Origin of the sequence: Nocardia asteroides (assembly GCF_021183625.1) — a bacterium.
GTDB classification, from domain to species: Bacteria; Actinomycetota; Actinomycetes; order Mycobacteriales; family Mycobacteriaceae; genus Nocardia; species Nocardia asteroides_A.
Window position 1 is genome coordinate 6,577,361 of the sequence record NZ_CP089214.1, and the last position, 22,688, is coordinate 6,600,048.

Below are 22,688 nucleotides of genomic sequence, written 5' to 3' on the forward strand. Positions count from 1 at the left end.
TTCATTGTGTCAATTCGGGTCAGGGCAGGTCGAGCAGGTTCGGCTGCCCGGCTCGCCAGCGCACCCGGTCGAGGTCGCGGGCGGCGTCGAACTCGGCGATGGTGACGTGCGGCCAGAGCCGGGCCCGCGGGGCGTCCGAGCCGGCGGCGTCGAGGATCGCGTTGGCCGCGTTGCGTCCGCCCTCGTTGGCGCTCTCCATGGTCGCCAGATCGATCTGGCTGCGGCAGTAGTCCCCGGCCAGGAAGAGATTCGGCACCCCGGTGGCGGCGTTCGGCCGGTTGTCCCAGGAGCCCGCGGTGTTGATGAGCAGTGGGTCGTCGTTGGTGAGTGTTCCGGTCTCGGGGTTCCACCCTATGCCGGGGTCGAGGAACCAGCCGCGCAGGTTCGCGTTCGTGAGCTGGTCGGGCAGCAGCAACCGCCCGGAGGTGGTGGTGACGACCTGGTGCCAGGTCTCGCGCGCGATCTCCTCCGGGCTGCACTCGCGGGCGGGCTTGCCGGTCAGCGGGCCGGGGATGCCCCAGTCCGAGATATCGACCGAGAGGATGTCGCGCACGGTGCCGTCGCCGTAGTCGCGGGCGATGTCGCGGCCGTGCCAGAACTGGCCCTGCTGGATCGCGGTGAGCCGCCAGGGCGATTCGATGAACCCGATGTGCCCGGGCGCCATCGGCCGGTCGGTGTCGAGGTAGAACTGGATGCCGGTCATCCAGTCCACGAAGAGCTTCGAGATCCGCTCCAGCGCCGGGTCGATCCCGAGCACCTCCGGCCCGAGCAGCGGCACCACGTGCTCGGGCGGGACGGCGAGCACGAACCAGTCCGCCTCGACCTCCCTGCCGTCGATCACCGCCGCGCCGACCCGGCCGTCGCCGACGGTGAGCGACTCCGCCCGCGCGCCGACCTCGAACCGCACCCCGAGATCGCCGAGGTGCGCGACCCACGGGTCGATCCACGCCTCGTTGGTCGGCGCGTTCAGCACCATGTCCGGGAAACCCTGTGCGCCCCGGCCGATCAGGTTGAGCAGGAACGCCTCGGCCATATTGCCCATGGTCCGCGCGCTGGCGATGTTCTCCTTCGCCGCGACCAGCGTGCGGGTGACGCGCTGGGCCAGTCCGAGCAGGTCGAGGTAGGGCAGCTTCGGTGCGTAGATCAGCCCCCCGAGCATGGTCTTGACGACCCGCTCCGGGTTCGCCGCGAGGCCGATGGCGTCGAAGTCGAGCGCGAAGGGCGCGGTGATCTCCGGCCCGGGGTAGGCGCCGGTGGCGGTGAGCGCGGGCACCAGGTTGTCGCGCACGCCGTTGCGGTTGCCGGGGAACGGGATGCGCCGCATGGTATCCGGGACCGCCTGGTAGAAGCCGGGGAAGAAGCGGAACCCGTGCTCGCCCGGCAGCGGGCGCCTGCCACCCGCGGTCGGCATGGTGGTCGCGGCCATGCTGCGCGCCTTCCCGCCCAGCGCGCGGCGCTCGTAGACGGTGACCTCGAACCCCCGCTCCGCCAGTTCGTGCGCGGCGGTGAGACCCGCGATCCCGCCGCCGAGCACGGCCACCCGACCTTCGGCGGGCGCGGCGTGCGCGAGCCCGCCGGCCGCGGCGAGCGCCGCCGTGCCCGCGGCCATGCCGCGCAATACATTTCGGCGGGTCACTCCCGATCCGGTCATCACATCACGTCCTTGCTCGCACTGACTGCATGTAACGACAATCGATACACTGTTACGTGCGGCGGCGGGGGCGATTCGGCGGATCCGCCGCCGGGGCCGGGCGCGGTACGTTACCGCCTATTCGAGAGGTTTCCGGGCTGCTCGCAGTACCGGTCCAGCACCGTAGACCACAACATGTTCGTTACCGAATCGACTGTTCAGGGGCGTGAATCGGACAACTGGAGGTGCGCCCTACCCAAAATGTGGGAAAGTCTGTCGCCCACAACCGAACCCTGCTAAGTTACTGAGTATTCCGGTTCATGAGGCATGGGATTCCCGGCGGTCGGGGCGTGCTGGAACTCAACGAGGAGCAGCGACATGGATGGATTCAGCAGGCGTAACGCGCTGAAGGTCGGTGGGGCACTCGGCGCGGTCGGCGCGCTGGCGACGGTGGCCCCCGCCCGCGCGGAGCCCTGGAGCTGGTCACCGCAGGGCTCGGTGGCGGGCAGTGGTGATGGCGCCGATCCGATGACGGTCTGGGATCCGGAGTCCGACCAGCTGGTCGCTTCGCTGATCGACCGCGGCGAGGTCCCCGCGGTCAACGCGCTGCTGCGCACCTGGACCCGCAACGGCCAGCCGCTGCCCGAGGGGCTCCCCGCCGATCTGCGCGATTTCCTCGAGTACAACCGGCAGCTGCCCGCCTGGGCGGACCAGGGCAAGCTCGCCACCGCGATCGACTTCAACAAGAAGCGCGGGCTCTACCTCGGCGTCCTCTACGGCCTGGCCAGCGGCATGATGTCGACGGTCATCCCGAAGGAGGCCAAGGCGGTCTACTACTCCAAGGGCGGCCAGGACCTCAAGGACCGCATCTCCAAAACCGCCAAGCTCGGCTACGACATCGGCACCGCCAATGCCTACGCCCCCGACGGGGAGATGGTGGTCACCTGCGTCAAGACCAGGCTGGCGCACTCGGGCGTGCGGCACCTGCTGCCGCAGTCGCCGCACTGGGTGAGCTCGGCCCAGGAGGAGATCCCGATCAGCCAGCAGGACATGATGGTCACCTGGCACAGCCTGCCGACCACCGTCATGCGGCACCTGACGGCCTGGAAGGTGCCGATCCCGGTGCACGAGTCGGAGGCGTTCCTGCACTCCTGGCAGGTCTGCGCGCACATGCTCGGCATCCGCGACGAGTACATCCCGAACTCCTGGGACGAGGCGAACGCGCAGGCCGCGCAGACCCTCGACCCGGTCGTCGCGGCCACCCCGGAGGGGATCAAGCTCGCCGACCGCCTGCTGCACCTGGGCAACAACCTGGATCTGGCCGTTCTCAGCAAGGGCGTGCTCGGCGCGTTCACCCGCTTCATCCTCGGCGACCGGCTCGCCGACGATCTGCAGATCGCGCGCGAGCCGGTCTGGGAGACGCTGCTCGACGTCTCCTGGGGCCCGTTCGTCGCCGTCCGGGAGGGGCTCCTGCCGATCGTGCCGCTCGCGCCGGACGCCTACTGGCTCTTCGACGAGTTCCTCCGCCAGTTCGCGCTCGTCTACCTCTCCGAACTCAGGATGCCGTTGAACATCGAAATCCCTACGATGAACCGTGACATGAACGTGCCTCCGAAGTAGTCGGGGACTCGGGGCACTCGAGGGATGCTTCTTGTGACGACATGGAGACCATGATGTTTACACGGTGGAAATCGGTGGCCGCCCTCTGCGCGGCCACCGCGGTGTCGAGTGCACTGCTCGCTCAGGGCCCCGTCGCCTCGGCGGCGCCCGGCGGCTGCCCCGACCTGTACGTGGTGGCGGTGCCGGGCACCTGGGAGACGTCGAACGAGGATCCCGGCCGCGGGATCCTCGCCCAGGCGGCCGAGGGGCTGCCCGGCGACGTCCGGGTGGATTACATCCACTACGCCGCGACCGCCTTCCCCTGGGAGGGGGAGGTCTACGGCCGGTCCAAGGCCGAGGCGGTGGACGGCGCCCGCGGCGCGGTCCAGGCCATGGCGCTGGCCTGCGGCGAGACCAAGATCGCGCTGCTCGGCTACAGCCAGGGCGCGGACGCGGCCGGTGACGTGGCTGCCGAGATCGGCACCGGCCTCACCGTCGTCCCCGCCAACCGGGTGGCGCTGGTCGGGCTGGTCTCCGACCCGCGCCGCTCGCCGACCGACGCGCTGATCGGCGCGCCGGTCTCCGGTGCGGGCGCGACCGGGCCCCGGGTGAACGGCTTCGGCTGGGTCAGCCCGGTGACCTACACCTTCTGCATCGAGGGCGACCTCTACTGCGCGATGCCGGACGGTGACTTCGCGGGCAGGCTCGCCGGGTTCGCCGTGCAGCTCTCCAACCCCGATCCCACCAAGATCGGCAGCTACCAGTACCAGGCGGGCGAGCTGCTCAGCGACGCCTTCGCCGCTGGCGGGTGGGGCCTGCTCGCCGACCAGCTCAACTCCAACGCCTACGACGAGCGCAAGGAGCAGGTGGACGCCTTCCTGAAGTCCGGCATCCACCAGTCCTACGCCGGCTACAGCGTGGCCCCCGGCGGGGTGACCGCGCTCGGCTGGCTGCGGCAGCGGCTCATCCAGGTGCTGCGCGGCTGATCCCCTCCGCGCACTCCGAACGCCCCCGGTACTCCCTGCCGGGGGCGTTCTGCTGCGTGACCACCGTCACTTCTCCGGTATCGCGGCAGCGTGCGAACCCTTCCCCGCGGAAAATCGGGTGCGTTCTGTCGGTGGTGCGCGGAATACTGACCGGCACCCGATGAGTTCGACCGGTGCATACCGTCTGAATCACCGTGGCACCGGCGGGGAGTTCGGTGCCGTGGTCACGGGTCAGCCCAGACCTTGCCGACGTTCCAGCCCCGGAGGTGCCCATGCCCGTCGAAACCGCAGTGCCCATACCGAAGGGACGGACACCGCTGGTCATCCGGGTCCTGGTGCTCGCCACCTTCGTGGTGATCCTGAACGAGACCATCATGATCAACGCGATCCCGCGGCTGATGGCGGACCTGCACGTCGACGACCGCGCCGCGCAGTGGGTCTCCACCGCGTTCATGCTCACCATGGCCGCGGTCATCCCGGCCACCGGCTGGTTCCTGCAGCGCGTCACCACCAGGCAGGCGTACGCGACGGCGATGGCCGTGTTCCTGTTCGGCACCGCGCTCTCCGCGCTCGCCCCGACCTTCGGGGTGCTGCTGGTCGGCCGGGTGATCCAGGCGGGCGGCACCGCCGTCATGATGCCGCTGCTGATGACCACCCTGATGACCGTGGTCCCGGAGCGGGACCGCGGCCGCGTGATGGGCAACGTCACGCTCGCCATCTCGGTGGCGCCCGCCATGGGCCCGGTTCTCTCCGGGCTGGTGCTGCAGGTCGGCTCCTGGCGCTGGCTCTTCGTGCTGGTGCTGCCGATCGCCGGGGTCGTCACCTGGCTCGGGCTGCGCCAGCTGAAGAACGTCGGCGAGCCGGAGGCCGGTTCGATCGACGTGCTCAGCGTGGTGCTCGCCGCGCTCGGCTTCGGCGGCCTGGTCTTCGGGCTGAGCCGGTTCGAGAGCAGCGACTACACCACCCCCGCGCTCTTCGTGGCCGCCGGCATCGCCCTGATCGCGATCTTCGCGCTGCGCCAGCTCCGCCTGCAGCGCAGCGGAACCCCCCTGCTCGACCTGCGGGTCCTGCTGGCGGGCACCTACACCAAGGCGCTGGTCCTGATGTCGGTGGCGTTCCTGGCCATGATGGGCTCGATGATCCTGCTCCCGCTCTACCTGCAGAACCTGCGCGGCCTGAGCCCGCTCGCCACCGGGCTGCTGGTGATGCCGGGCGGCCTGGCCATGGGTGTGCTCGGCCCGACCATCGGCAGGCTGTTCGACCGCTTCGGCGGCCGCTGGCTGGTGATCCCCGGCGCGATCGGCATCGCCGTGGCACTGGCCGGTTTCAGCCGGATCACCCTGACCATGCCGTACTGGCAGCTGCTCGCGCTGCACATCCTGCTCATGCTCTCGCTGGCGGCCACCTTCACCCCGGTCTTCACGCTCGGGCTCGGCGCGCTCCCGCACCACCTGTACTCGCACGGCAGCTCCATGCTCGGCACCCTGCAGCAGGTCGCGGCGGCCTTCGGCACCGCGCTGGTGGTGACCGTCATGTCCGCGCGGAGCAGCGCGCTGGTCGAGGACGGGGTCGACGCGGTCACCGCGCACCTGGACGGCACCCGCCTCGCCTTCCTGGTCTCCGCCGCGCTCGCCCTGATCGTGGTGGTGGCGGCGATCCTGCTGCCCAACCGGGCCGCGGTCGAGGAGGAGATCGAGGGCGAGCTCGCGGCGCCGACCCCACCCGAGCTGGTCAAGGGCTGAACAGCCGCACGTGGGCCCCGGCTGTCCCGGCAGCCGGGGCCCCGTCGCGTCCGGCCGATCCAGCTCGCCGACCACGGCTACACCCTCTGGTGCGGCTCGCTCTCGGACTCCGGCCTGATCACCGAGGAGTACCTGCTACCTAGTTCATTGCCCAGGCCATCGTCACGAACGCGGGCTATTCCTGGTCACGCTGAACGACGTATTCCGCACCTGGTCACGTTTGCGCTGGTTAGACTGCCGGAATGAGACCCTTGATCAGCGCTCTCGTCGCCGGATCGGTCGTTCTCCTCGGCGCAGGCAACGCATCCGCAACCCCCGGCGTCGACATCACCGCCGTCACGCTGGGGCAGGTCACCGTCCCCGCCGGGATCTTCCCCGCCGCCACCGACCTGGTCGCCCGCCGAATCACCATCGCCCCCGGCGGCTCCACCGGCTGGCACTTCCACGACGGCCCCGTCTTCGGGGTGATCGCCGCGGGCGAGCTCACGCACCCCGGACCGGACTGCGTGGCACCGGTCTACCGCGCGGGCTCGTTCATCAACGAGCCCGCGGGGGAGTGGAACACCCACATCGGGCAGAACCTCGGCTCCGAGCCGGTGGTGCTGTACGTCGTGTACGCCCCGCCCGCAGGCGATCCGCTGTTCCGGGACGCGCCAGCGCCGGAGTGCGCGTGACCCGTTAACACCCGCGGCGGTCGCCGGCGATTCGGTGTCGACGGGCTCGTCCCTACGGGGGGATGGATGCGTCGACAGATTCCGACTCAGCCACGAGGTGTTGTCCATGAAACGTCTTCTCGCCGCCGCGCTCCTCTCGGCGGGCGCCGCCGTGCTCACCGGCTGCACGAACTCCGCTGCCGCCGAGGAGGTGCTGGTGCAGGGCCCACCGTCGGCGTTCGTTCCCGCCTGTGCTGACGGGCAGCTGAACTTCAATGCCGAGCCGCTCGTGAACTCCGCGGGGACGACTGTCGGGTTCACAATCGACTATTGGGTGGTCGGTGCGAGCGGCGCCTGCAGCCTGACCGGGTACCCCGGGGTCGCGGCGGTGGGAGGCGGCCCGCAGGTCGACGCTGTGCGGCAGTTGCGCGGTGGGCTCTTCGGCGGGCTGCCGGAGGGGGAGGACACTCCGCCGACCGTTGTGCTCGACCGGGACCATGGGGCGCAGGCGGTGGTCGAGACGACCGTGCTCGCGCATCAGAGTTCGGCGTGCCCGACGTACACCGAATTCCTGACGACGCCGCCGAATACGACCGATACCCGGTCGGTGTCGGTGACGGTGCCGGGCTGCGAATTCGCCGTCTACCCGGTGTACGCCTGGTCGAGGTGAGTTCGAGCCGGGGAAGTACGCCCGGCATCCATCCGCGGCGGCTGGATGTCGCCGAGAAATCTCTGCGCTCGGTGCAGTGTTTCCGAACACGGACAGTTGGTGACCTCCGGCGGAGATCTGTCGCCTCTCCATCCGCGAGGCGGTGTTCGAACAGATGGAACGGGCCGGTCAAGTACATGAACTCGGCGCGCAGCGGGATGACGCCGAGCGCCAGCCGGGGATTGCCGAACACGGTGGAGTGCAGGCTGGCGAGCTGCTCGGCCATGACCTGCGACCCGCCGACCGTCGTATGTAATGCCGTCTCGTGGATCAGCACAGCCACCCGCGTACTGCCCGTCCGGACGATCCCTTGGCGCGCAATCCGCGCCGCGACGGCTGCACCCAGATCATCGGGTGTCGAGGGGAAGCCGATGCACTGGGCAAGCACCGCGCGGGCGTAGCTCTCGGTCTGGAGGAGTCCAGGGACGATCGTCGGGTTGTAGAGCCGCAGTCGTTTGGTCTGGCTTCGAGTTATTGACCGCGCCGCTGCCGTCGGGCGTGTCCGGCGGCGGTGATCCGCTCCATTCGGCCCACTGCGTTTGGACGTTGCGGAGCGCCGCGACCAGGTCCGGCAGCTTCAATTCGGCAGCGCAGACCTGGCACCACACCGCGAGATCGGATTCGCTCGGCAACTGCTTGCCGTGCTCGATCCGGCTGGTCTTGGACCAGTGCCATCCGGCGGCGGTGCTGAGCTGCCTGCCGTCCAACCGCGCGTCTTTCCGCAGCTCCCGAAGCCGTGCCCCGAGGGCTGATCGCGCTCGAGAAGCACCGTTCACGGTGCGGTGTACTGCGCGAATGGCACCGCCGCGTCCCAGACCCGATCTCGGACGGCAACCGCGTGCGCGACGACGGTGGGATCGTCGGTGAACGCGGCCCCCGCCCAGTAGCCCCGGCTGTCGAACAGGCTGAACGCTACCGAGCTGTCATCGAACAGCCAGAAATCCTCGCGGCCCGGATCGGCCTCGACGGCGAGGTGGCGCGCCAGGTACCGGACGTCTTCCCCCGCCGCGATGTTGTGCGGCGAGAGCGCGAGCAGGTACCGCGTGTACAGCGTGTGCGGTTCGGTGACCACGCGCGCCCGGTGCACGGCGACGCCCCGCGCCACAGTGTCGGCTACGTGATCGGTCCAGCCGGTGAACCAGTCGCCGCCGGGGTCGGTCGTCTCGTCTGCTCGGAAAGTGGCGAGCGAGGCAGTCTCGGTTTCGGCGAGGTAGTCGTCGTGGACCTCGAGGTGGAACGCGCGACTCCGCGCGGTGGAGAAGGTCGGCCGGAGACCGTCAGGACCGTCGAGCAGGCGCATCGGGGCGCACCTCCTCGCCGACCGGGATTTCCACTGCCTCGTGCCCCGGAATCTGCATGAGCGCCAATGCTTCCGGGTCGTCCACCGGCACGCCGGACAGCACGAACGTCCCGTGGCCAATGTCGTGCAACCCGGTCAGACAGGTCCCCGGCTCCGCGAAGGCGAGCAGTCGGTGCGGTATCTCGATCCGGTCGACCGTCGGGGTCTTCCAGCCCTGCACGATCAGTGTGTCGCGGTCGCTAGCGTAAAGGCGAGGGGAACCGTCGCCGCCGGACTCGCCGCCGATGAATCGAACCCCCGCATGGTGCTGTCCTTCAGGGTGATGGGTGCGTGGGTTTGCGTCTTGTGCAACTCGATCGTCCCTGTCGACAGCACAGCGGCTCGAGCGCTTCGGCCGAGCTGCGCACTTCCGCGCACTTCTCTGAAGTCGCGAACCTGTCCCCGCTTAGCGTCCCCATCGGCCCCGCCGCCGGGTCGACACCGCGCGGCCCTCACCCGCCACCGCTTGGTATCCGGCCGCGCACCGATCCGGACCGGGACGTCCTCGGCTGTGGGTGCCATGCCAAACGGCAGCTACACCCGGATCACCTAGGCAGTGTTGCGAAGTAGCTGTCATTGGTCGCGCAGCCAGTGGTTGATGGCAGCGATGTGGACGCTGGCGAGGTAGCGGACGGCGAGTTTGTCGTAGCGGGTCGCGACGGCGCGGTGTTGTTTGAGCTGGTTGATGCCGCGTTCGACAGCGTTGCGGTCGCGGTAGGCAACCGGATCGCATGCCGGAGGCCGGCCACCGGCCCTGCCGCGGTTGCGGCGATGACGGAGCTGGTCAGCCGGGCTCGGGATCGTGGCCGCGATGCCGTGGCGACGCAGCCAGGTGCGGTTGGCGCGGGAGGAGTAGGCCTTGTCGGCCAGCACCCGATCCGGCCGCTGCCGTGCCCGCCCCGGTCCTCGGCGTGGCACCGCGATCGCGTCGAGAACCAGCGGCAGGTGCGGGCTGTCGCCGGCTTGGCCGGCGGTGAGCAGGATCGCCAGCGGTTTGAGTCCTTGCTCGCAGGCCAGATGTAGTTTCGTGGTCCACCCGCCCCGTGAGCGGCCCAGCCCGTGATCGCCGGGCTCACCGGCAGGACCCGACCGGGCTCCGGCGGCGTGCTGGTGCGCGCGAACGATCGTGGAGTCCACGCTGAGCTGCCAGCGGATCGAACCGGAGGCGTCGGCATAGACCTGCAGCATCTTCCAGATCAGCACCCACGCTCCGTTGTGCTGCCACCGCCGGAACAGCCCGTAGACCGCTTGCCAGGACCCGTACTGCGGCGGGACGTCGCGCCAGGGTGAGCCTACGCGGTTTCGCCAGCGGATTCCGTCGATGAGCTGGCGTCTGCTCCATTGCGGCGGGCGGCCCGCCTTCTTCGCGCGGGGCAGCAACGGTTCCAATCGAGCCCATTGGGCATCGGAGAGATCCGCTCGCCCCGCGGCCGTTACGCTGGCCACGAGGTCTCCGGTGGGTGATGTTTTGCTTGGTCGCTGAACACCACTACCGGAGACCTCGCCTCGTCACCTCACCGGGACATGCGACGGGTCAACAGATTCCAGGACACCTCACGCGACCTGCGCGCGCTACTTCGCAACACGACCTAGCGGTACCTGCACCCAGACCTGGAAGCGCTCCGCAGGACGGGCAACTGCTGTCGCGATACCCGACGGCCCCGCCTGACAACCGGGCGGCCCCCGGCCAGCGGCCGGAAACGGCGGATCGTCCCAGATTGGCCCAAGACTCCGAGTGGTCGAGTAACAGAAATGCCCTCCGGCGCAGGCCGGAGGGCATTTCTGTCTGTCGGCCTACTGGGACGCTACTCAAAACAACGACAGGCTGAGCAGCTTCGCCGGGTGATCACGCTGGTCGATACCACTCCACCGCGGCCGACAGCGAAAGCCAGCAGCTCCGTCCAACCACGTCGGCTGGATCGACGGCTGTCGGCCGCGACAATCGCGGAACTGGTGGCTGCCTACCGAGCAGGTACCTCGACAGGCCAGCTGTGCGAAATCCACCAGCTGTCCAAGGGTGGCCTGCTGAAGATCCTGGCCGAACATGGCGTCGAGATGCGGTACCACCGATGACAGCGGAGGAGACCAACCGGGCTGTTCGGCTCTACGGCGAAGGGCAGTCGCTCAACGCCATCGCTCGGCAACTCGGCAAGGCCAAGGGCAGTGTGTGGAAGGCGCTGCAACAGCGTGGCGTCGAAATGCGCGATTCCCACGGAAGGTAAATCTATCCCAATCCGAAAATCCTTTCGCGATAGCATTGCCCGGCCTCTATTGACGCCTTGGTTCCTGAATTATTTATGGAGATTGAGACTCTCGGCGTGCTTCTTCCGTAAATTCATCGAACACCGCCGTTAATGCAAGCTTGTGAATATCCAACTGTTGTTGCACAGCATTTATGCTCTTGTAGCTCTCGTCTTTAGCCACGGATTTCGCAAAGTTTCGAAGGACACCCTTGAGCGCATTGAGCTTAGGCTTCGTTATCACGCGAGTTCCGGGCGTCGCCGTTCCGGTCTTTTCGATCACCCTTTGAGGGTGTACGATTATTGGGAAAATCTCGGCGTCGATGCCATACTCTGTCTGACACCAGGCAACGGAGCCGTTGAGTTGGTTGATATCCTTCTTCCATATCTTTGGTGCAGTCGCGCCTGTTTTGGCCTCGATGACGGCGTACGAATGCGTGCCGAGCGCCCAAAGCACGTCACTACCTAAACCGAATGTTCGCTCCGGCTGATGAGCGGTGAAGCCCAGATGACGCCCCAGGCTCGCCAGGGCATCTTCGGCTTCGTCAGTGCGAGAGTTGTCCCACGCGAGATCTCCAATCAGCGCCTCAATTCCCAGGATAAGATCTGCGCCCGAGCTATAAGCGGTGGTAAGAAAATTTACAGTGGCCTGGGCCTGTGGAGTGGTAGTAGAAATCTTTTTGTATGCAATTCCTTCGACAGGTTTCAGGACTCCAGAATTCCTGAGATAAGCCTCTGCAAGAATCTCCTGTGCATGCTTTTGGTCGAAGACTTCAGCATACATTGCATGCGTCTCGCCCAGCCAACCGGCGAGCCGTTCATCACCTGCATTGATTGCCGCATCAACTGCCTTCTGTGCGGATTCCTCTGCTTCTCGCGCCCGCCCCGCCACCGATGCGTTGTAGGCATCGCGCAGCGGTTTTGCAGACGGAAGTAGATTCGAGGGTCCGTAGGCTACACCTAGAAGAGCGTCACGCGATGCCGCACGAAACCCAGGGTCGCCGTCAATTACCTGGTCAATAACTTCACGCAGCTGCGCGAGCGTCGCGCCACTCAAATGGCCCGCAACCTCTTTAGACAACTTCAGTTGCTCTTGCGTCGCGGGCGACAGCCGATCAGCAACATCGCGTCGGGCAACAAGTCGGGTCAACTTTGCTCCAACCAGCAATACGGCACATCGATCGTCTCGGCTTCGTACGGCCCGGCCCATTCCTTGCTCGACCCGTTGCAGCTGCCTTGTGACCATTGCCTCACTGTCCCTTAGTGCTACAGCTTCCCGACGTTCGGAACCGGATAGCGCAAAGGGAAGACTATCGATGATGAGCAGTCGGCATGCATCGTCGGGAAGATCGATCCCGTCGTAGCGATTGACAATCACCACGAGGCCAACATGTCCCGAGATGAGCTGATCAACTGCATCACTGATCTGAGTGGCAGTGCTGGCAATGATATCCGCCTTGTCGCTCCATCTTGCCGCCAGCCGTTTGCTAGGCACAAGCACGACAACGTTGTGATCTGTTGCGATACTATGAGCGAGCTCCAATATATCCTCGGTGGTGATATCTGGATTCAACTCCTGGGGCGCGAGAACTAGTCGGTCGCCAAGGTCTGCGGCACTACTGGGGACCAATACTTTAGCAACACTTTCCGGATCGGCGTCGAAGTGCGTGATAAGGATACTGTCGTCAGCCAAAGTTGCCGTCAGGTATACCCTTCGCTCCGCCTCTGCGAAGCTCGGGAACTTCTCTATGGGAGGACACGGCGGAACAACTTCAAATGCCTCCGCCGTAAAAACTGCTGCGCATATAGGCAAAATATCGTTTACTAGTGGCCATACCCACTCAAGCTCCGGGGAAGTTCTGTGGGGACGAAGGATTTCCAGAACTTGATCCTCCCTCGCCCGCCACGCCCAGAATGGCACCCGAAGAGTCGCGTTGCTTGCAGTATCATTCTCGGCAATATCCATGTAGGCATTACGGGCTTGGATACGCAAATCGTCCGCGAAAAGCTCAAGCAGTTTTTCAAATGCCGGATGGTTAGCGGGAAGGATGAATCGGGTCTTTTCCTCCGCCGCAGCCAACGCTGCATGTGCATCGTCGACGACTATCGAATTAACGCGCATGACCGCTCTCGTTCCAGATCCGCGAAGTCCAAATCTGGTCCTTCCGTTCAAGAGCGTGGCCATTGTAGTTACACAAATAGCCTCGCCACTTGCGAATTTACTAGCCTCGGGATCATCAACGACCGGAATTCCAAGCCTGACCGCTTCCTCCCGAACTCGCGCTGCAAGGTGAGGATCCGGCGCTAGATAGAGCGCGGGCCCCTTCGATTCGTTGAGGCAACATTGCAGGATAATTAGTCCGACAACAGTCTTTCCGCCACCTGTATTGGTCTTGATTACCAGGTCGCGCTGACGTCGTCGGCCCGCCCATTGGTCAAGAATTTCCTTTTGTACCGCACGGAGATACCCATAACCGGGCGCCTTGTTGGGTAGCGCATCGAATAAGGCCACGGGGTCGGTGATGCTAGTGAGGGAACCCTTACCCGCAAGCTTCTTGAAGTCAAATGCCACACCAACGAGAGTACAGCGGATCGCGCCAGGAGCGGGCGAAGGTATCGAGAACGAGATCCACATTGGCGCTGCGCCTTACACGCAGAGTGGCGACCCCCGTGCCGACTGGAGCCAGTCGACGCTAAGGGATGTCCCGTAAGTCCGAATTAGCGACGGCGATCGATCCGCCCGCCATGAATCAGTAGGCGTGGGCGAGGTTGGTCAGCATCGCTACCCCAGCCACCGCGACACCCACCACGCCACCACGTAAACGGCAGTCACGCTGTATCTTCCACGTCTTCATCAGAGCGAAAGCTTGCTCGGCACGGCCACGAAACTTGCGGTGGGAACTGGTTGTGGGCCTGCTTCAGCTCGACACCCGTTGATCGGCGATGCGGGGTGATCAGACCGGTGCCCTGATAGCCGCCGTCAGCGATCACCACCGCGTTGCGGCAGGCATGGGCGACACAGGACTCAGTCCAAGCTCGGCAGTCCTTGTGCGGTTACCCGGTAACGGTTCTCCCAGCGCGACACCCAGTTTCGGTATCGGCGTCGATGACGACCGGGGGTTGGTCGAGTGCCGGTAGTTCATGCTCTGCGCGGCGACCTTGTGATCTCGGGTCCGGACCAGGGTCCCGTCCACGATCAGCACGCCCTCACGCGGGAACCGGGCGCGGGGCCGTAGCGCCAACGCAGGTCCGAGGTCCTCGATCACCCGGCCGCTGCCGATTTTACAGACGCCGAACACGGCCGCGAGTTGCCGCATTTTGAGCTTGATTCGCCAGTAGGTGGCCACCAGCAGCACTCGGTCTTGGAAGCACAAGCCCTACGGCCAGCCGCGCAACGGTCGGTCAGCGCCCTCGCGCCTCAACTGTGTCACCAGGCGAGCGAACGTGGTTACCGCAGCCCGGAGAACAACTCCACCATCACCGGGTCAGCTGCCGAGATCACCGCGGCGGAGACGATACGTGTTGCTGCTGAACGACTTACGGGACACCCCTTAGCGCCGTGAGAACAAACCGTCGTGGAGAGAGGGTGCTAAATAAGCATCCATCGAATAGCCGCTCACCGATCTGTGCTTGCAAGCGACTGTCGTTAGGACTTTTCCTATCACTCGGATTCACAAAATACACCATGGTTCGATTATTCCAAAATCGAAATAGAGACGGGCGCTATTCCAGCCGATTAATTTCATGGATGTGCTCAGAACAAGCGGTAATTACCGAAAGCCCAACGACCTCCGTGTCGGCTGTAGCACTCGTTCGACGTCAGCTACGGTACTTCCCCATCAATTGCTGGTAGTAGATCTGGAACGTTGCACGCGTGCGAGAGCCACAGAACATAGATTTGTAGCTGACGACGCAGATCCGACAGCGCCCGTCGGAACTCTTCATGACGGGGCCATGTACGCTCATACTCGGCTCTACCTGTGAATTCCGGTCGTCGAGCTTCAAAATCCTGCAATTGAGAGTGCCAGGTCGCGAGAAACGGGCGTATGACACAGTTAAGAGTCCCTACTGCAAGATAGCCCAAATTATACTGCCCACTCCTTTTTGGCTCTGCGACCGCCGGCCCATAGCGCCGAAGCACTTCTCGGTGGATTAATAGTAGGCTGTGAAGGCTAGCAAGAACTTCTCGGTCTGATCCCAATTCACTAGGAAGTTGGATAACCCCAACTCTAGTCGTAAGTTCAATGTAAAGTTCCCATGCAGCCGCTCTCTCAACGTCGTTTGGTTCCCATACCCCTTCGACGTTTAGAAAGGGCGTCTTAAGGGCGACTTTTATTGATTTCGGAGCCATTACTTCCTTCTATTAGGCTTAGAATTTGATTCTACCACTATCCAACTATGGTAATCTTAGACCCGGTGTCAGCAATCCGCTCGCGAATCTCGTCTACACGGTCACGATGGCCGTCTTGTGCAGTGACTATCTCAAGATTCATATCGAAAGTTGCAAATACTTGCTCCTGTCTTACGCCATATTTTGATGAATCGGCGGCAACTATGCGTCGTCGAGCGTTGAGAAGAGCCAGGTTCTTTCCTCGAGCCTGCGTTTCAGCTGTTGTAGTGCATCCCCCTGGCCAGTGAATACCATTTGTGCCGCAGAAAGCGATGTCAAAGCCACCAACGCTATCAGCGATCTTCGTGATCTCGCTATCATTCTCTGGCAGATTCACAATCGTGGCAGCGTTCATCCGCATTCGACCGCCTACGATGTATAGCTGAAGTCTTGAATCAAAGTCCTCAAGCCCTAGCTCGTTCGCGAGTACAGCGAATTCCGCTGCTACTGGTGGAGAGTTCGTCACTATGACCAATGAGTGCCAGGCTTGAAAACGGATATTCTTGCAAACATTCTTGGCGACCTGCAGTGCAGTCGACCCGCCATCTATGAACAGCGTTTGCCCGTCTTCGATGAGATCAGTAGCATAGTCTGCCATTGCCTGTTTTGCGGCCATAGCATCTTGAAGTCGCCAACTCAGATGTTCTTCTTCGACATATATCTTGCCACCGGTGATACTAATACCCGACAAGAGCTTTCGCTCGCCCATCCGAAACAGAAGGTCGTTTAGATCCGAAGGATCCGAAAGCGAAATCTGCCCGGTAGATACGAGTCGATCGTAGAGCATGCTCAGGCGCATCGGATTTGTTTTTCGATGCGGCAGTACCACAGACCGGATCTGCGCTGCAGTAACATCCAATAATTTATCGGCCTGTTGGAATACAGCAAGGTCATTGAGACCTGGCTCGGGCGGTTTGCGTAGACGCTCCACATCCCGGCTCAGCCACGCAAATAGCGAAGATGCCAGCTCGCTAGCAAGCCTTGTTATATCTGCTTCGGTAAAGCCGTAGCACCGGAGAAAGACACGTTCCCGTAGCCAATTTAGATCGCCTAGATCCACATCATCTATAAGTACCGGAAGTACAAATGGCCGACCGAGACGGACTTCCTCGTCACGCGCCCAAAGTAGCTCCTTGGCAACCCAATCCGAGCGCACAACACTTTCGTCAAGAAATACAACCAAAAAGTCACAGTCCGATTCGATACCGCTGCGGATCTGACGCTCCAGTGGATCGCCAGCCAACAGGTCCTTCTCGTCAATCCACGTATTTACATGTTCGGGAAGATGAGCACGAACCTCCCGCACCATTGGCTTTATTCTGGAACTATGGCTAAGAAAAATTCTCATCTCGCCTTACATACGCCTTTCGTATCTTGAATGGCTTTTATCACGCAACAAACCGTGCGTGGAGGCCAGTAGTTGGTTCATGCTGACCACCGCAGGCGACCTAGGCACTGATCCAATCGTATACGGAGATATTGTCAAAATCTGTGGATCAACAAGTTTCAGGCAACCTCCGTTATGGGGGTTTCGGCCGGCCGGTTGATGGTTCGGGCTTGATGTCGCAGTGATTTTTCGCGACCGCTTTCGAGCATTTCCTGCCGTAGTCGAGGTCGAACGCTTCCACCGCCAACTGCGCTTGTCGATGGCCTCGGCGTTGTAGATGTTCTTCACCGCGGCGAGCGCACCAAGACGCGCCTGGCTTCCGCAGCGCGGCAAGGACAGTGGTCGGTCGACCGGATGATCGATGCTGGCGACAGTCCGGCTCCCGAGCCAAACAACTGCTCCGGCGCGGGACCGCAGACCCCGGTGGACAGCCCGTGCAGATACAGCAGCCGCAACACCCCTGTGACGTGTGGTCTTCCACACCCGGGCGGGCAGGTTCGCCGGGGAAAGCCAATGCCGCTCACCCGATTCCGGATCGACCGTCTCGTCGTTGTCCCGATGCGCGGTCACCGTCACCGAGCCGATGGCGGTCAGCACCTGACGTTCGTTGCGGTAGCCGTTGCACGCCACCAACTTCCGGCCGTTCTCGTCGAGTTGGTCGGTGAACCGCTCGACCCACGCGGCGACCTCGGCTTGCAGCGCCGCTTCGAGCATCTGACGGGCGCCGTCGCGCACGATCTCCTCGATCGGCGAACGCGACACTCCGGCTGGCACACCGCCTCGATCGGACTCGGCGCCGTCGTCGATCGCCTTGAGCATGGGACGTAACCTTCCCGGTCATCCACAGGCTTTGATCATTGCTCCGTAATCGTATACGCGAAGCTACGCCACTCGCCTAATCGCGGAAACCCACGGTGAAGTCCAGGGGCGTGGTGTATTGGGGTTATCGCGTAGTCCGTGATGCCTATGCAGCGGAGGCCGGGGGTTTCCCCAGTGGCGTGCGACCACGGGCCAGGACTCCAGCAGCAGCTAGTTACGTTGTGCGGTAGCATTTGGGGCTGGTGCACGGACAGGTGACTGTGGTTAGGCAGCCTGTCGGGCTGCTGGGGTCATGATTGCTTCGTACTCGATCGGGGTCAACCGACCGAGCCGGTCCTGGCGCCGACGACGGTGGTAAGTGCGTTCGATCCAGACCACGATCGCGATCCGAAGCTGCTCGCGGGTCTCCCAGGCTCGCCGGTCCAAGACATTGCGTTGCAGCAGGCTGAAGAAGCTCTCCATCGCCGCGTTGTCACCGGCCGAACCCACTCGACCCATCGACCCCACCATGCGAAACCTGTTCAGCGCGTGCACGAAGCGGCGGGCTCGAAACTGCGCCCCTCGGTCGGTGTGGACCACGCAGCCGGCCACCTCACCGCGGCGAGCCACCGCGTTGCGCAAGGCGGTCACCGCCAGCCTCGAGGTCATCCGCGAGTCGATCGAATAGCCGACGATCCGACCGGAGAACACGTCCTTGACCGCGCAGATGTAGAGCTTTCCTTCACTGGTCCGATGTTCGCTGATGTCGCTGAGCCACAACTGATTCGGGCCATCGGCAGTGAAATGGCGGCGCACCCTGTCGTCGTGGACCGGCGGCCCCGGCCGTTTGCCCGAACCTCGGCGGGGTTTCCCGAACGCACTCCACCACCGGTTCGCCGAGCAGATCCGCCACGCCGTCCGACCGGCCATCGGCTCACCCGCAGCGCCGGCTTCGTCGGCCAGGAATCGGTACCCGAACTCCGGGTCGTCGCGGTGCGCGTCGAACAGGGCATTCGCGCGGTAGGCCTGCGCGAGTTCGGCCGGAGTGATCGGGTCGGCCAGCCAGCGGTAGTAGGGCTGGCGGGCGAGCTTGAGGACCCGGCACGTCACCACGACGGGTATCCCGTCGGCGGCGAGCTCTTTCACGAGCGGGTAGATCTTTTTCCCGGCAGCTGGGCCTGGGAAAGATAGGCCGCGGCCCGGCGCAGGACCTCGTTCTCCTGCTCGAGCAGCCGGTTGCGGCGCCGCAGCTCCCGCAACTCCGCCGACTCCGAGGTGGTGGCTCCCGGCTTCACACCCTCGTCGACATCGGCCTGGCGCATCCACTTCGACAAGGCCATCGGATGGATCCCGAAGTCGGCCGCGATCTGGTCCAGGGTCACCCCTTCGTCGCGGTTGCGCGCAACGCGGACGACATCGTCACGGAACTCGCGGGGATTGAGGTTCCCCCGCGTTGTTGGAGGGCGGTGATATCAGGGTCCGGCCGGGACCGGGTGATGGTAGAGGGCTTCGAACTCGTCCGGTGATCGCCAGCCGAGCTTCTTCTGGATGCGTTGGGTGTTGTACCAGCCGTCGATGTAGGCGAACAGCGCGTTCTCGGCTTCTTCCCTGGTCCGCCAGCTGTGGCGATAAACCAGCTCGGTCTTCAATGTGGAGAAGAAGTTCTCCATGAGGGCATTGTCGTAGCTGTCACCGACCGAGCCCATGGATTGCGCGATCCCGTTATCAGCCAACCGGTTCGCGAAACGGAACGCTGTGTAGGTCGAGCCGCGGTCGCTGTGATGGACCAGGCCGCCGTCGCGGACATCGCGACTCCAGACCGCGTACTCGAGTGCTCCGAGAACCAGTTCGGTGTCGCAGCGGTCCGAGGTCTTCCAGCCCACGATGCGGTTGGAGAACGCATCGCGGACCGCGGCCAGCCAAAACGCACCCTGACCGCAGGGTATGCGGGTGGCATCGGCGACCCAGAGCCGGTTGGGGCGGTCGGTGGTGAACACGCGCTCGACCAGATCCGGAGCCGGCGCGGCCCGGCGGTCGAGTCGTATGGAGGCGATCCGCCACCGTTTGCGCAGGAATGCGCCCTGCAGGCCGGCGCCGCGCATCACCCGCTCCACCCGTTTACGTCCGACCCGAATCCCGCGCCGCGCCAGCATCGCGTGCACCCGCGGGGATCCGTAGGTGCCGCCGGAGCTGGTGTGAATATCGACGATCTCGGCCAGCAACTGCTCGTCGGCGATCTGCCGCTCCGATGGTTTCCGGCGGCGTTCACGCCACCAGTAATAGGTCGACGACGCGATACCCAGGACCCGCAATACGAGCTCGACCGGGTGCGGACTGTCTTCGACGAAGCGCACGATCACCTCCGGGTCTGGCCGAGCTCCGAGGCGAAATACGCACTCGCAGAACGCAAGATGTCGTTGACCCGCTCCAGCTCGGCGACCTGTTTGCGCAGCCGCTTGTTCTCCTCGGCCAGATCGTCGGTCGCCGGTTCGGGTCGCTGTCCGGCATCGGCTTGGCGGATCCAGTTCCGCAGCGCTTCGTGGTGCACACCCAACTGCTGGGCCAGCTTGCGGATCGTCGGTTTCGGGTCCGACTCCAGATACAGCCGGACCGCTCGTGCTTTCAGTTCGTCGGGGTACTTCTTCGGTGCTGCCACGCAGGGCTCCTTCCTGGTCCTATCGGACCATGCTCAGAGCCCTCCAGAGAACCGGGGGAACCTCAGATAGGGCTTGGGCACGTAGACATCCTTCCAGGCCCGCCAATCGGCAAGCCAGATCGATGACACCTACCCGTGCACCAGCCCCATGCCTCGACCTGGCGCACCCAGATCGGCGGGCATGACCGAGATCTAAGACCCTTGACCTGAGCTACTCGACCAGCCTCTCCGTCCGCCGCACGGATACCCCCACGCCTCGTACGACGGCGGACGACATGCGAGAGTCCATCGAACGACACCGAAGCTAACGAAACAAGCAGGTTCGGATACGGATTGAAACACAGGTTCAGACCTGAATAGTTGTGAGCGATCCCAATGACGGAACCACCGGCAACAGAACCCACCAGCTGCACCCCAAACCCTCACATCTGAAGATGCACGAAGGTTGGACCATGCGAGATGGCGAGAGTAAAGCCCCCTTTCGTACGACCACCGAATCCGGACGCCTCGCGTTCCATTGCCAAGCACCGAGACCAAAACGGCAAGCGGATGCGTGTCATTGGGCGGCTCCGATCAGAGCCCTCCTACGCGACAGCTTGTGATGGTCGGAGACGGACAGGCGGCGAAAACATCGCCTACCTGCAGCGATCTGACGCATACAGACTTCGCCGCTCAGCATAGGCTCAGTCATTCCCGGTCGTGTTCGCAGCCGACGCACACACGACCAATGAAATCACGCCGCCCAGGATCTTCGAAATCTCCAGCCGCACGCGGTCTTACGCCGCCTACGGCTCGCCATGCCCAACCGCCGCTTCCTGAGAATTTCATGTGAACGCACGCCGACGGTTTCTTTTGCACATATGATCCAGAACATGGCTAGAGAAGAACTCGCCGACGCCGTCACATCATTCTGCGCCTCATCGACAAGAAACGATGGCCCGCTAATTGTCGGCATCTCAGGCCCACAAGGATGCGGAAAGTCCACACTGACAGCCGCAGTGACAGCGCAGCTAAATAAGCAGCGCATACCAAGCGTAGCCATTTCGATCGACGATTTCTATCTTACGCATTCAGAGCAGGCAGCAATCGCTGCAAGATATCCGGGAAATAGGTATCTTGAGCATCGCGGGTACCCTGGGACGCACTCCATTGCGCTTGGGTCTAGCGTTCTCGACACTTTGGTGACACCTAGTTCTGAAAAGGTCCGCATTCCCGTATACAACAAAGGAGCAAACGGCGGTCGGGGCGACCGCGCCCCCTTTAGCGACTATCGAAAAACGCAAACACCACTTGCGGTAATTATACTTGAAGGTTGGATGCTTGGATTCAAACCAGTACCAAGCCACAGTATTTCTGACATCCATCTGAAGGTAACAAATACCCTGCTTGCGGAGTATTCAAGCTGGCACGATCGTCTCGGTGCTTTCGTACACCTGGATGCTGTTGACCCATTGTCAGTAGTCCAATGGCGGATAGATGCAGAACGGGCACAGCGAACGGCGACTGGAATTGGGCTGAACGACGAGCAGGCGGCTGATTACGTCGAGCGATTTTTGCCCGCCTATCGCATGTATGTCCCAGAACTTCGTGCAAATCCACCAATTGTAGGACCGTACCTCCGGATTGCAATTGACAACGATCGACTACCGACAAATTCCAGCCTCTAGAGCACCAGTCGCCAAGTCCCACGAACACTTGAATCGCGAAGAGGTCGATATCGAATGACCCACACCAGGACTACCGAAGTCGTCGACCAGATACTCCGCAGCGGGTACGCAACTATCTCACTCGTCAGCAACGAGGCTCAACTGACGCAGCAAGTCATAGAAAAAGCATCGGAATTCTTCCGTCTGCCCATAAACCAGAAGTTGGGGGCGCGCGCCAGCGACAACAATCACGGATATCGTACCATTGGTCTCGAATACTCACAGGTTTCAACACGACCAGACCTCAATGAGAGCTTTTCTATTTGGGGATTCCACAAGCCTGAAGCATTGGCGCCTAACGCCGCTACCTTGGCACGCTCCCTACAAAGTTGGCATCTTGAACTTGCACCTCTTGTGGAGGAGGTCCTACTCGCACTACGACACAAGCTATTTCCGACCGGTCAGAGCGATAGTATTTCATCCATAGAATCCTCATATGCTCAGATCAACCACTACGGCCCAATCGATGCCCAGATCGACCGTCCTTTCCTGCAGGATACGCATGAAGACGGCCATCTGATTACGTTACTTACAACCGAGCAAGCCGGTTTGGAGGTAAGCCGGTCTGACGAAGGACCATTTCAGCCAATAACGCCCGGACTAGACTTTCTACTTATAATGCCAGGTTCTGCCTTGACCGCCGTATCGGGCGGCGCAATTTCTCCGCTATATCACAGGGTGAGGAATTTGAAGCTTCGTAGCCGTTACTCATTGATGTACTTCGCGAACCCGAGCCTCCTACGGCCTGTCTATGGTTGGTCCCAGATCGACGAAGCAGGAGTGGACCTAGGGCCTGCGATTGCAGCGAAACCCAACCAGTTTGGATTGCCAGAGGTCCCCCGTGCATAGAGTC

General features: G+C 63.2%; 18 protein-coding genes and 4 pseudogenes. 9 read left to right on the forward strand and 13 right to left on the reverse strand.

Annotation, left to right across the window (positions count from 1 at the left end; all coding sequences use genetic code 11):
• Positions 1-19 precede the first annotated feature (19 nt).
• Positions 20-1,651 (reverse strand): hydroxysqualene dehydroxylase, encoded by a 1,632-nt coding sequence (locus LTT61_RS30440; protein ID WP_233017450.1) that lies wholly within the window; start codon positions 1,649-1,651, stop codon positions 20-22.
• Between the two features lie 357 nt (positions 1,652-2,008).
• Here LTT61_RS30440 and LTT61_RS30445 point away from each other — a divergent pair, with 357 nt between their 5' ends.
• The 5 genes from LTT61_RS30445 to LTT61_RS30465 all read left to right on the forward strand — a co-directional run bounded on the left by LTT61_RS30445 (position 2,009) and on the right by LTT61_RS30465 (position 7,280).
• Positions 2,009-3,250: an oxygenase MpaB family protein gene (locus LTT61_RS30445; RefSeq protein WP_233017451.1), complete on the forward strand. Its 1,242-nt coding sequence runs from the start codon at positions 2,009-2,011 to the stop codon at positions 3,248-3,250.
• A 53-nt stretch (positions 3,251-3,303) separates the two neighbouring features.
• Positions 3,304-4,215: a cutinase family protein gene (locus LTT61_RS30450; protein ID WP_233021258.1), complete on the forward strand. Its 912-nt coding sequence runs from the start codon at positions 3,304-3,306 to the stop codon at positions 4,213-4,215.
• A 272-nt stretch (positions 4,216-4,487) separates the two neighbouring features.
• Complete coding sequence (locus LTT61_RS30455) at positions 4,488-5,957, forward strand: MDR family MFS transporter (RefSeq protein ID WP_233017452.1); 1,470 nt, start codon at positions 4,488-4,490, stop codon at positions 5,955-5,957.
• Between the two features lie 242 nt (positions 5,958-6,199).
• On the forward strand, positions 6,200-6,631 hold the full coding sequence (locus LTT61_RS30460; RefSeq protein WP_233017453.1) for a cupin domain-containing protein: 432 nt from the start codon (positions 6,200-6,202) through the stop codon (positions 6,629-6,631).
• A gap of 106 nt (positions 6,632-6,737) precedes the next feature.
• Positions 6,738-7,280 carry a DUF4232 domain-containing protein gene (locus LTT61_RS30465; RefSeq protein WP_233017454.1) on the forward strand — a complete coding sequence of 181 codons (543 nt, stop codon included), beginning with the start codon at positions 6,738-6,740 and terminating at the stop codon, positions 7,278-7,280.
• A gap of 196 nt (positions 7,281-7,476) precedes the next feature.
• Here LTT61_RS30465 and LTT61_RS33010 read toward each other — a convergent pair.
• The 5 genes and pseudogenes from LTT61_RS33010 to LTT61_RS30485 all read right to left on the reverse strand — a co-directional run.
• Positions 7,477-7,770 (reverse strand): annotated as a pseudogene (locus LTT61_RS33010) (Scr1 family TA system antitoxin-like transcriptional regulator); the annotation flags it as partial.
• The gene (locus LTT61_RS30470) at positions 7,667-8,095 is read right to left on the reverse strand and encodes a helix-turn-helix domain-containing protein (protein ID WP_269821820.1); all 429 of its coding nucleotides are present in this window, start codon (positions 8,093-8,095) and stop codon (positions 7,667-7,669) included. The gene LTT61_RS30470 and the pseudogene LTT61_RS33010, both read right to left, overlap by 104 nt.
• Positions 8,092-8,619 (reverse strand): DUF6879 family protein, encoded by a 528-nt coding sequence (locus LTT61_RS30475; protein WP_233017456.1) that lies wholly within the window; start codon positions 8,617-8,619, stop codon positions 8,092-8,094. The genes LTT61_RS30470 and LTT61_RS30475 overlap by 4 nt, the downstream gene beginning before the upstream one ends.
• Positions 8,597-8,839 (reverse strand): hypothetical protein, encoded by a 243-nt coding sequence (locus LTT61_RS30480; RefSeq protein ID WP_233017457.1) that lies wholly within the window; start codon positions 8,837-8,839, stop codon positions 8,597-8,599. The genes LTT61_RS30475 and LTT61_RS30480 overlap by 23 nt, the downstream gene beginning before the upstream one ends.
• 392 nt (positions 8,840-9,231) lie before the next feature.
• Positions 9,232-10,104 (reverse strand): IS5 family transposase, encoded by an 873-nt coding sequence (locus LTT61_RS30485; protein WP_233017458.1) that lies wholly within the window; start codon positions 10,102-10,104, stop codon positions 9,232-9,234.
• 396 nt (positions 10,105-10,500) lie between these two features.
• On the opposite strand from LTT61_RS30485, the gene LTT61_RS30490 reads away from it, so the two are divergent.
• On the forward strand, positions 10,501-10,731 hold the full coding sequence (locus LTT61_RS30490; RefSeq protein ID WP_233017459.1) for a hypothetical protein: 231 nt from the start codon (positions 10,501-10,503) through the stop codon (positions 10,729-10,731).
• On the forward strand, positions 10,728-10,880 hold the full coding sequence (locus tag LTT61_RS30495) for a helix-turn-helix domain-containing protein (protein ID WP_233017460.1): 153 nt from the start codon (positions 10,728-10,730) through the stop codon (positions 10,878-10,880). Before LTT61_RS30490 ends, LTT61_RS30495 begins: the two co-directional genes overlap by 4 nt.
• A gap of 73 nt (positions 10,881-10,953) precedes the next feature.
• Here LTT61_RS30495 and LTT61_RS30500 read toward each other — a convergent pair whose 3' ends face one another.
• The 7 genes and pseudogenes from LTT61_RS30500 to LTT61_RS30530 form a co-directional block, all read right to left on the reverse strand.
• Positions 10,954-13,470 (reverse strand): helicase C-terminal domain-containing protein, encoded by a 2,517-nt coding sequence (locus LTT61_RS30500; RefSeq protein ID WP_233017461.1) that lies wholly within the window; start codon positions 13,468-13,470, stop codon positions 10,954-10,956.
• A gap of 178 nt (positions 13,471-13,648) precedes the next feature.
• Positions 13,649-14,376: pseudogene (locus tag LTT61_RS30505) on the reverse strand (transposase).
• 910 nt (positions 14,377-15,286) lie between these two features.
• The gene (locus LTT61_RS30510; protein ID WP_269821821.1) at positions 15,287-16,636 is read right to left on the reverse strand and encodes a TIR domain-containing protein; all 1,350 of its coding nucleotides are present in this window, start codon (positions 16,634-16,636) and stop codon (positions 15,287-15,289) included.
• Between the two features lie 383 nt (positions 16,637-17,019).
• Positions 17,020-17,494: pseudogene (locus tag LTT61_RS30515) on the reverse strand (transposase); the annotation flags it as partial.
• Between the two features lie 264 nt (positions 17,495-17,758).
• A pseudogene (locus LTT61_RS30520) lies at positions 17,759-18,903 on the reverse strand (IS3 family transposase); the annotation flags it as partial.
• Positions 18,904-18,945: 42 nt separating this feature from the next.
• Positions 18,946-19,827, reverse strand: coding sequence for an IS3 family transposase (locus tag LTT61_RS30525; RefSeq protein ID WP_233017464.1), 882 nt, complete (start codon positions 19,825-19,827; stop codon positions 18,946-18,948).
• A gap of 2 nt (positions 19,828-19,829) precedes the next feature.
• Complete coding sequence (locus tag LTT61_RS30530) at positions 19,830-20,129, reverse strand: transposase (protein ID WP_233017465.1); 300 nt, start codon at positions 20,127-20,129, stop codon at positions 19,830-19,832.
• 872 nt (positions 20,130-21,001) lie between these two features.
• Between LTT61_RS30530 and LTT61_RS30535 the strand changes: the two genes are divergently transcribed.
• Positions 21,002-21,796: a hypothetical protein gene (locus tag LTT61_RS30535; protein ID WP_233017466.1), complete on the forward strand. Its 795-nt coding sequence runs from the start codon at positions 21,002-21,004 to the stop codon at positions 21,794-21,796.
• Between the two features lie 54 nt (positions 21,797-21,850).
• Positions 21,851-22,684 (forward strand): 2OG-Fe(II) oxygenase family protein, encoded by an 834-nt coding sequence (locus tag LTT61_RS30540; protein ID WP_233017467.1) that lies wholly within the window; start codon positions 21,851-21,853, stop codon positions 22,682-22,684.
• Positions 22,685-22,688 lie beyond the last annotated feature (4 nt).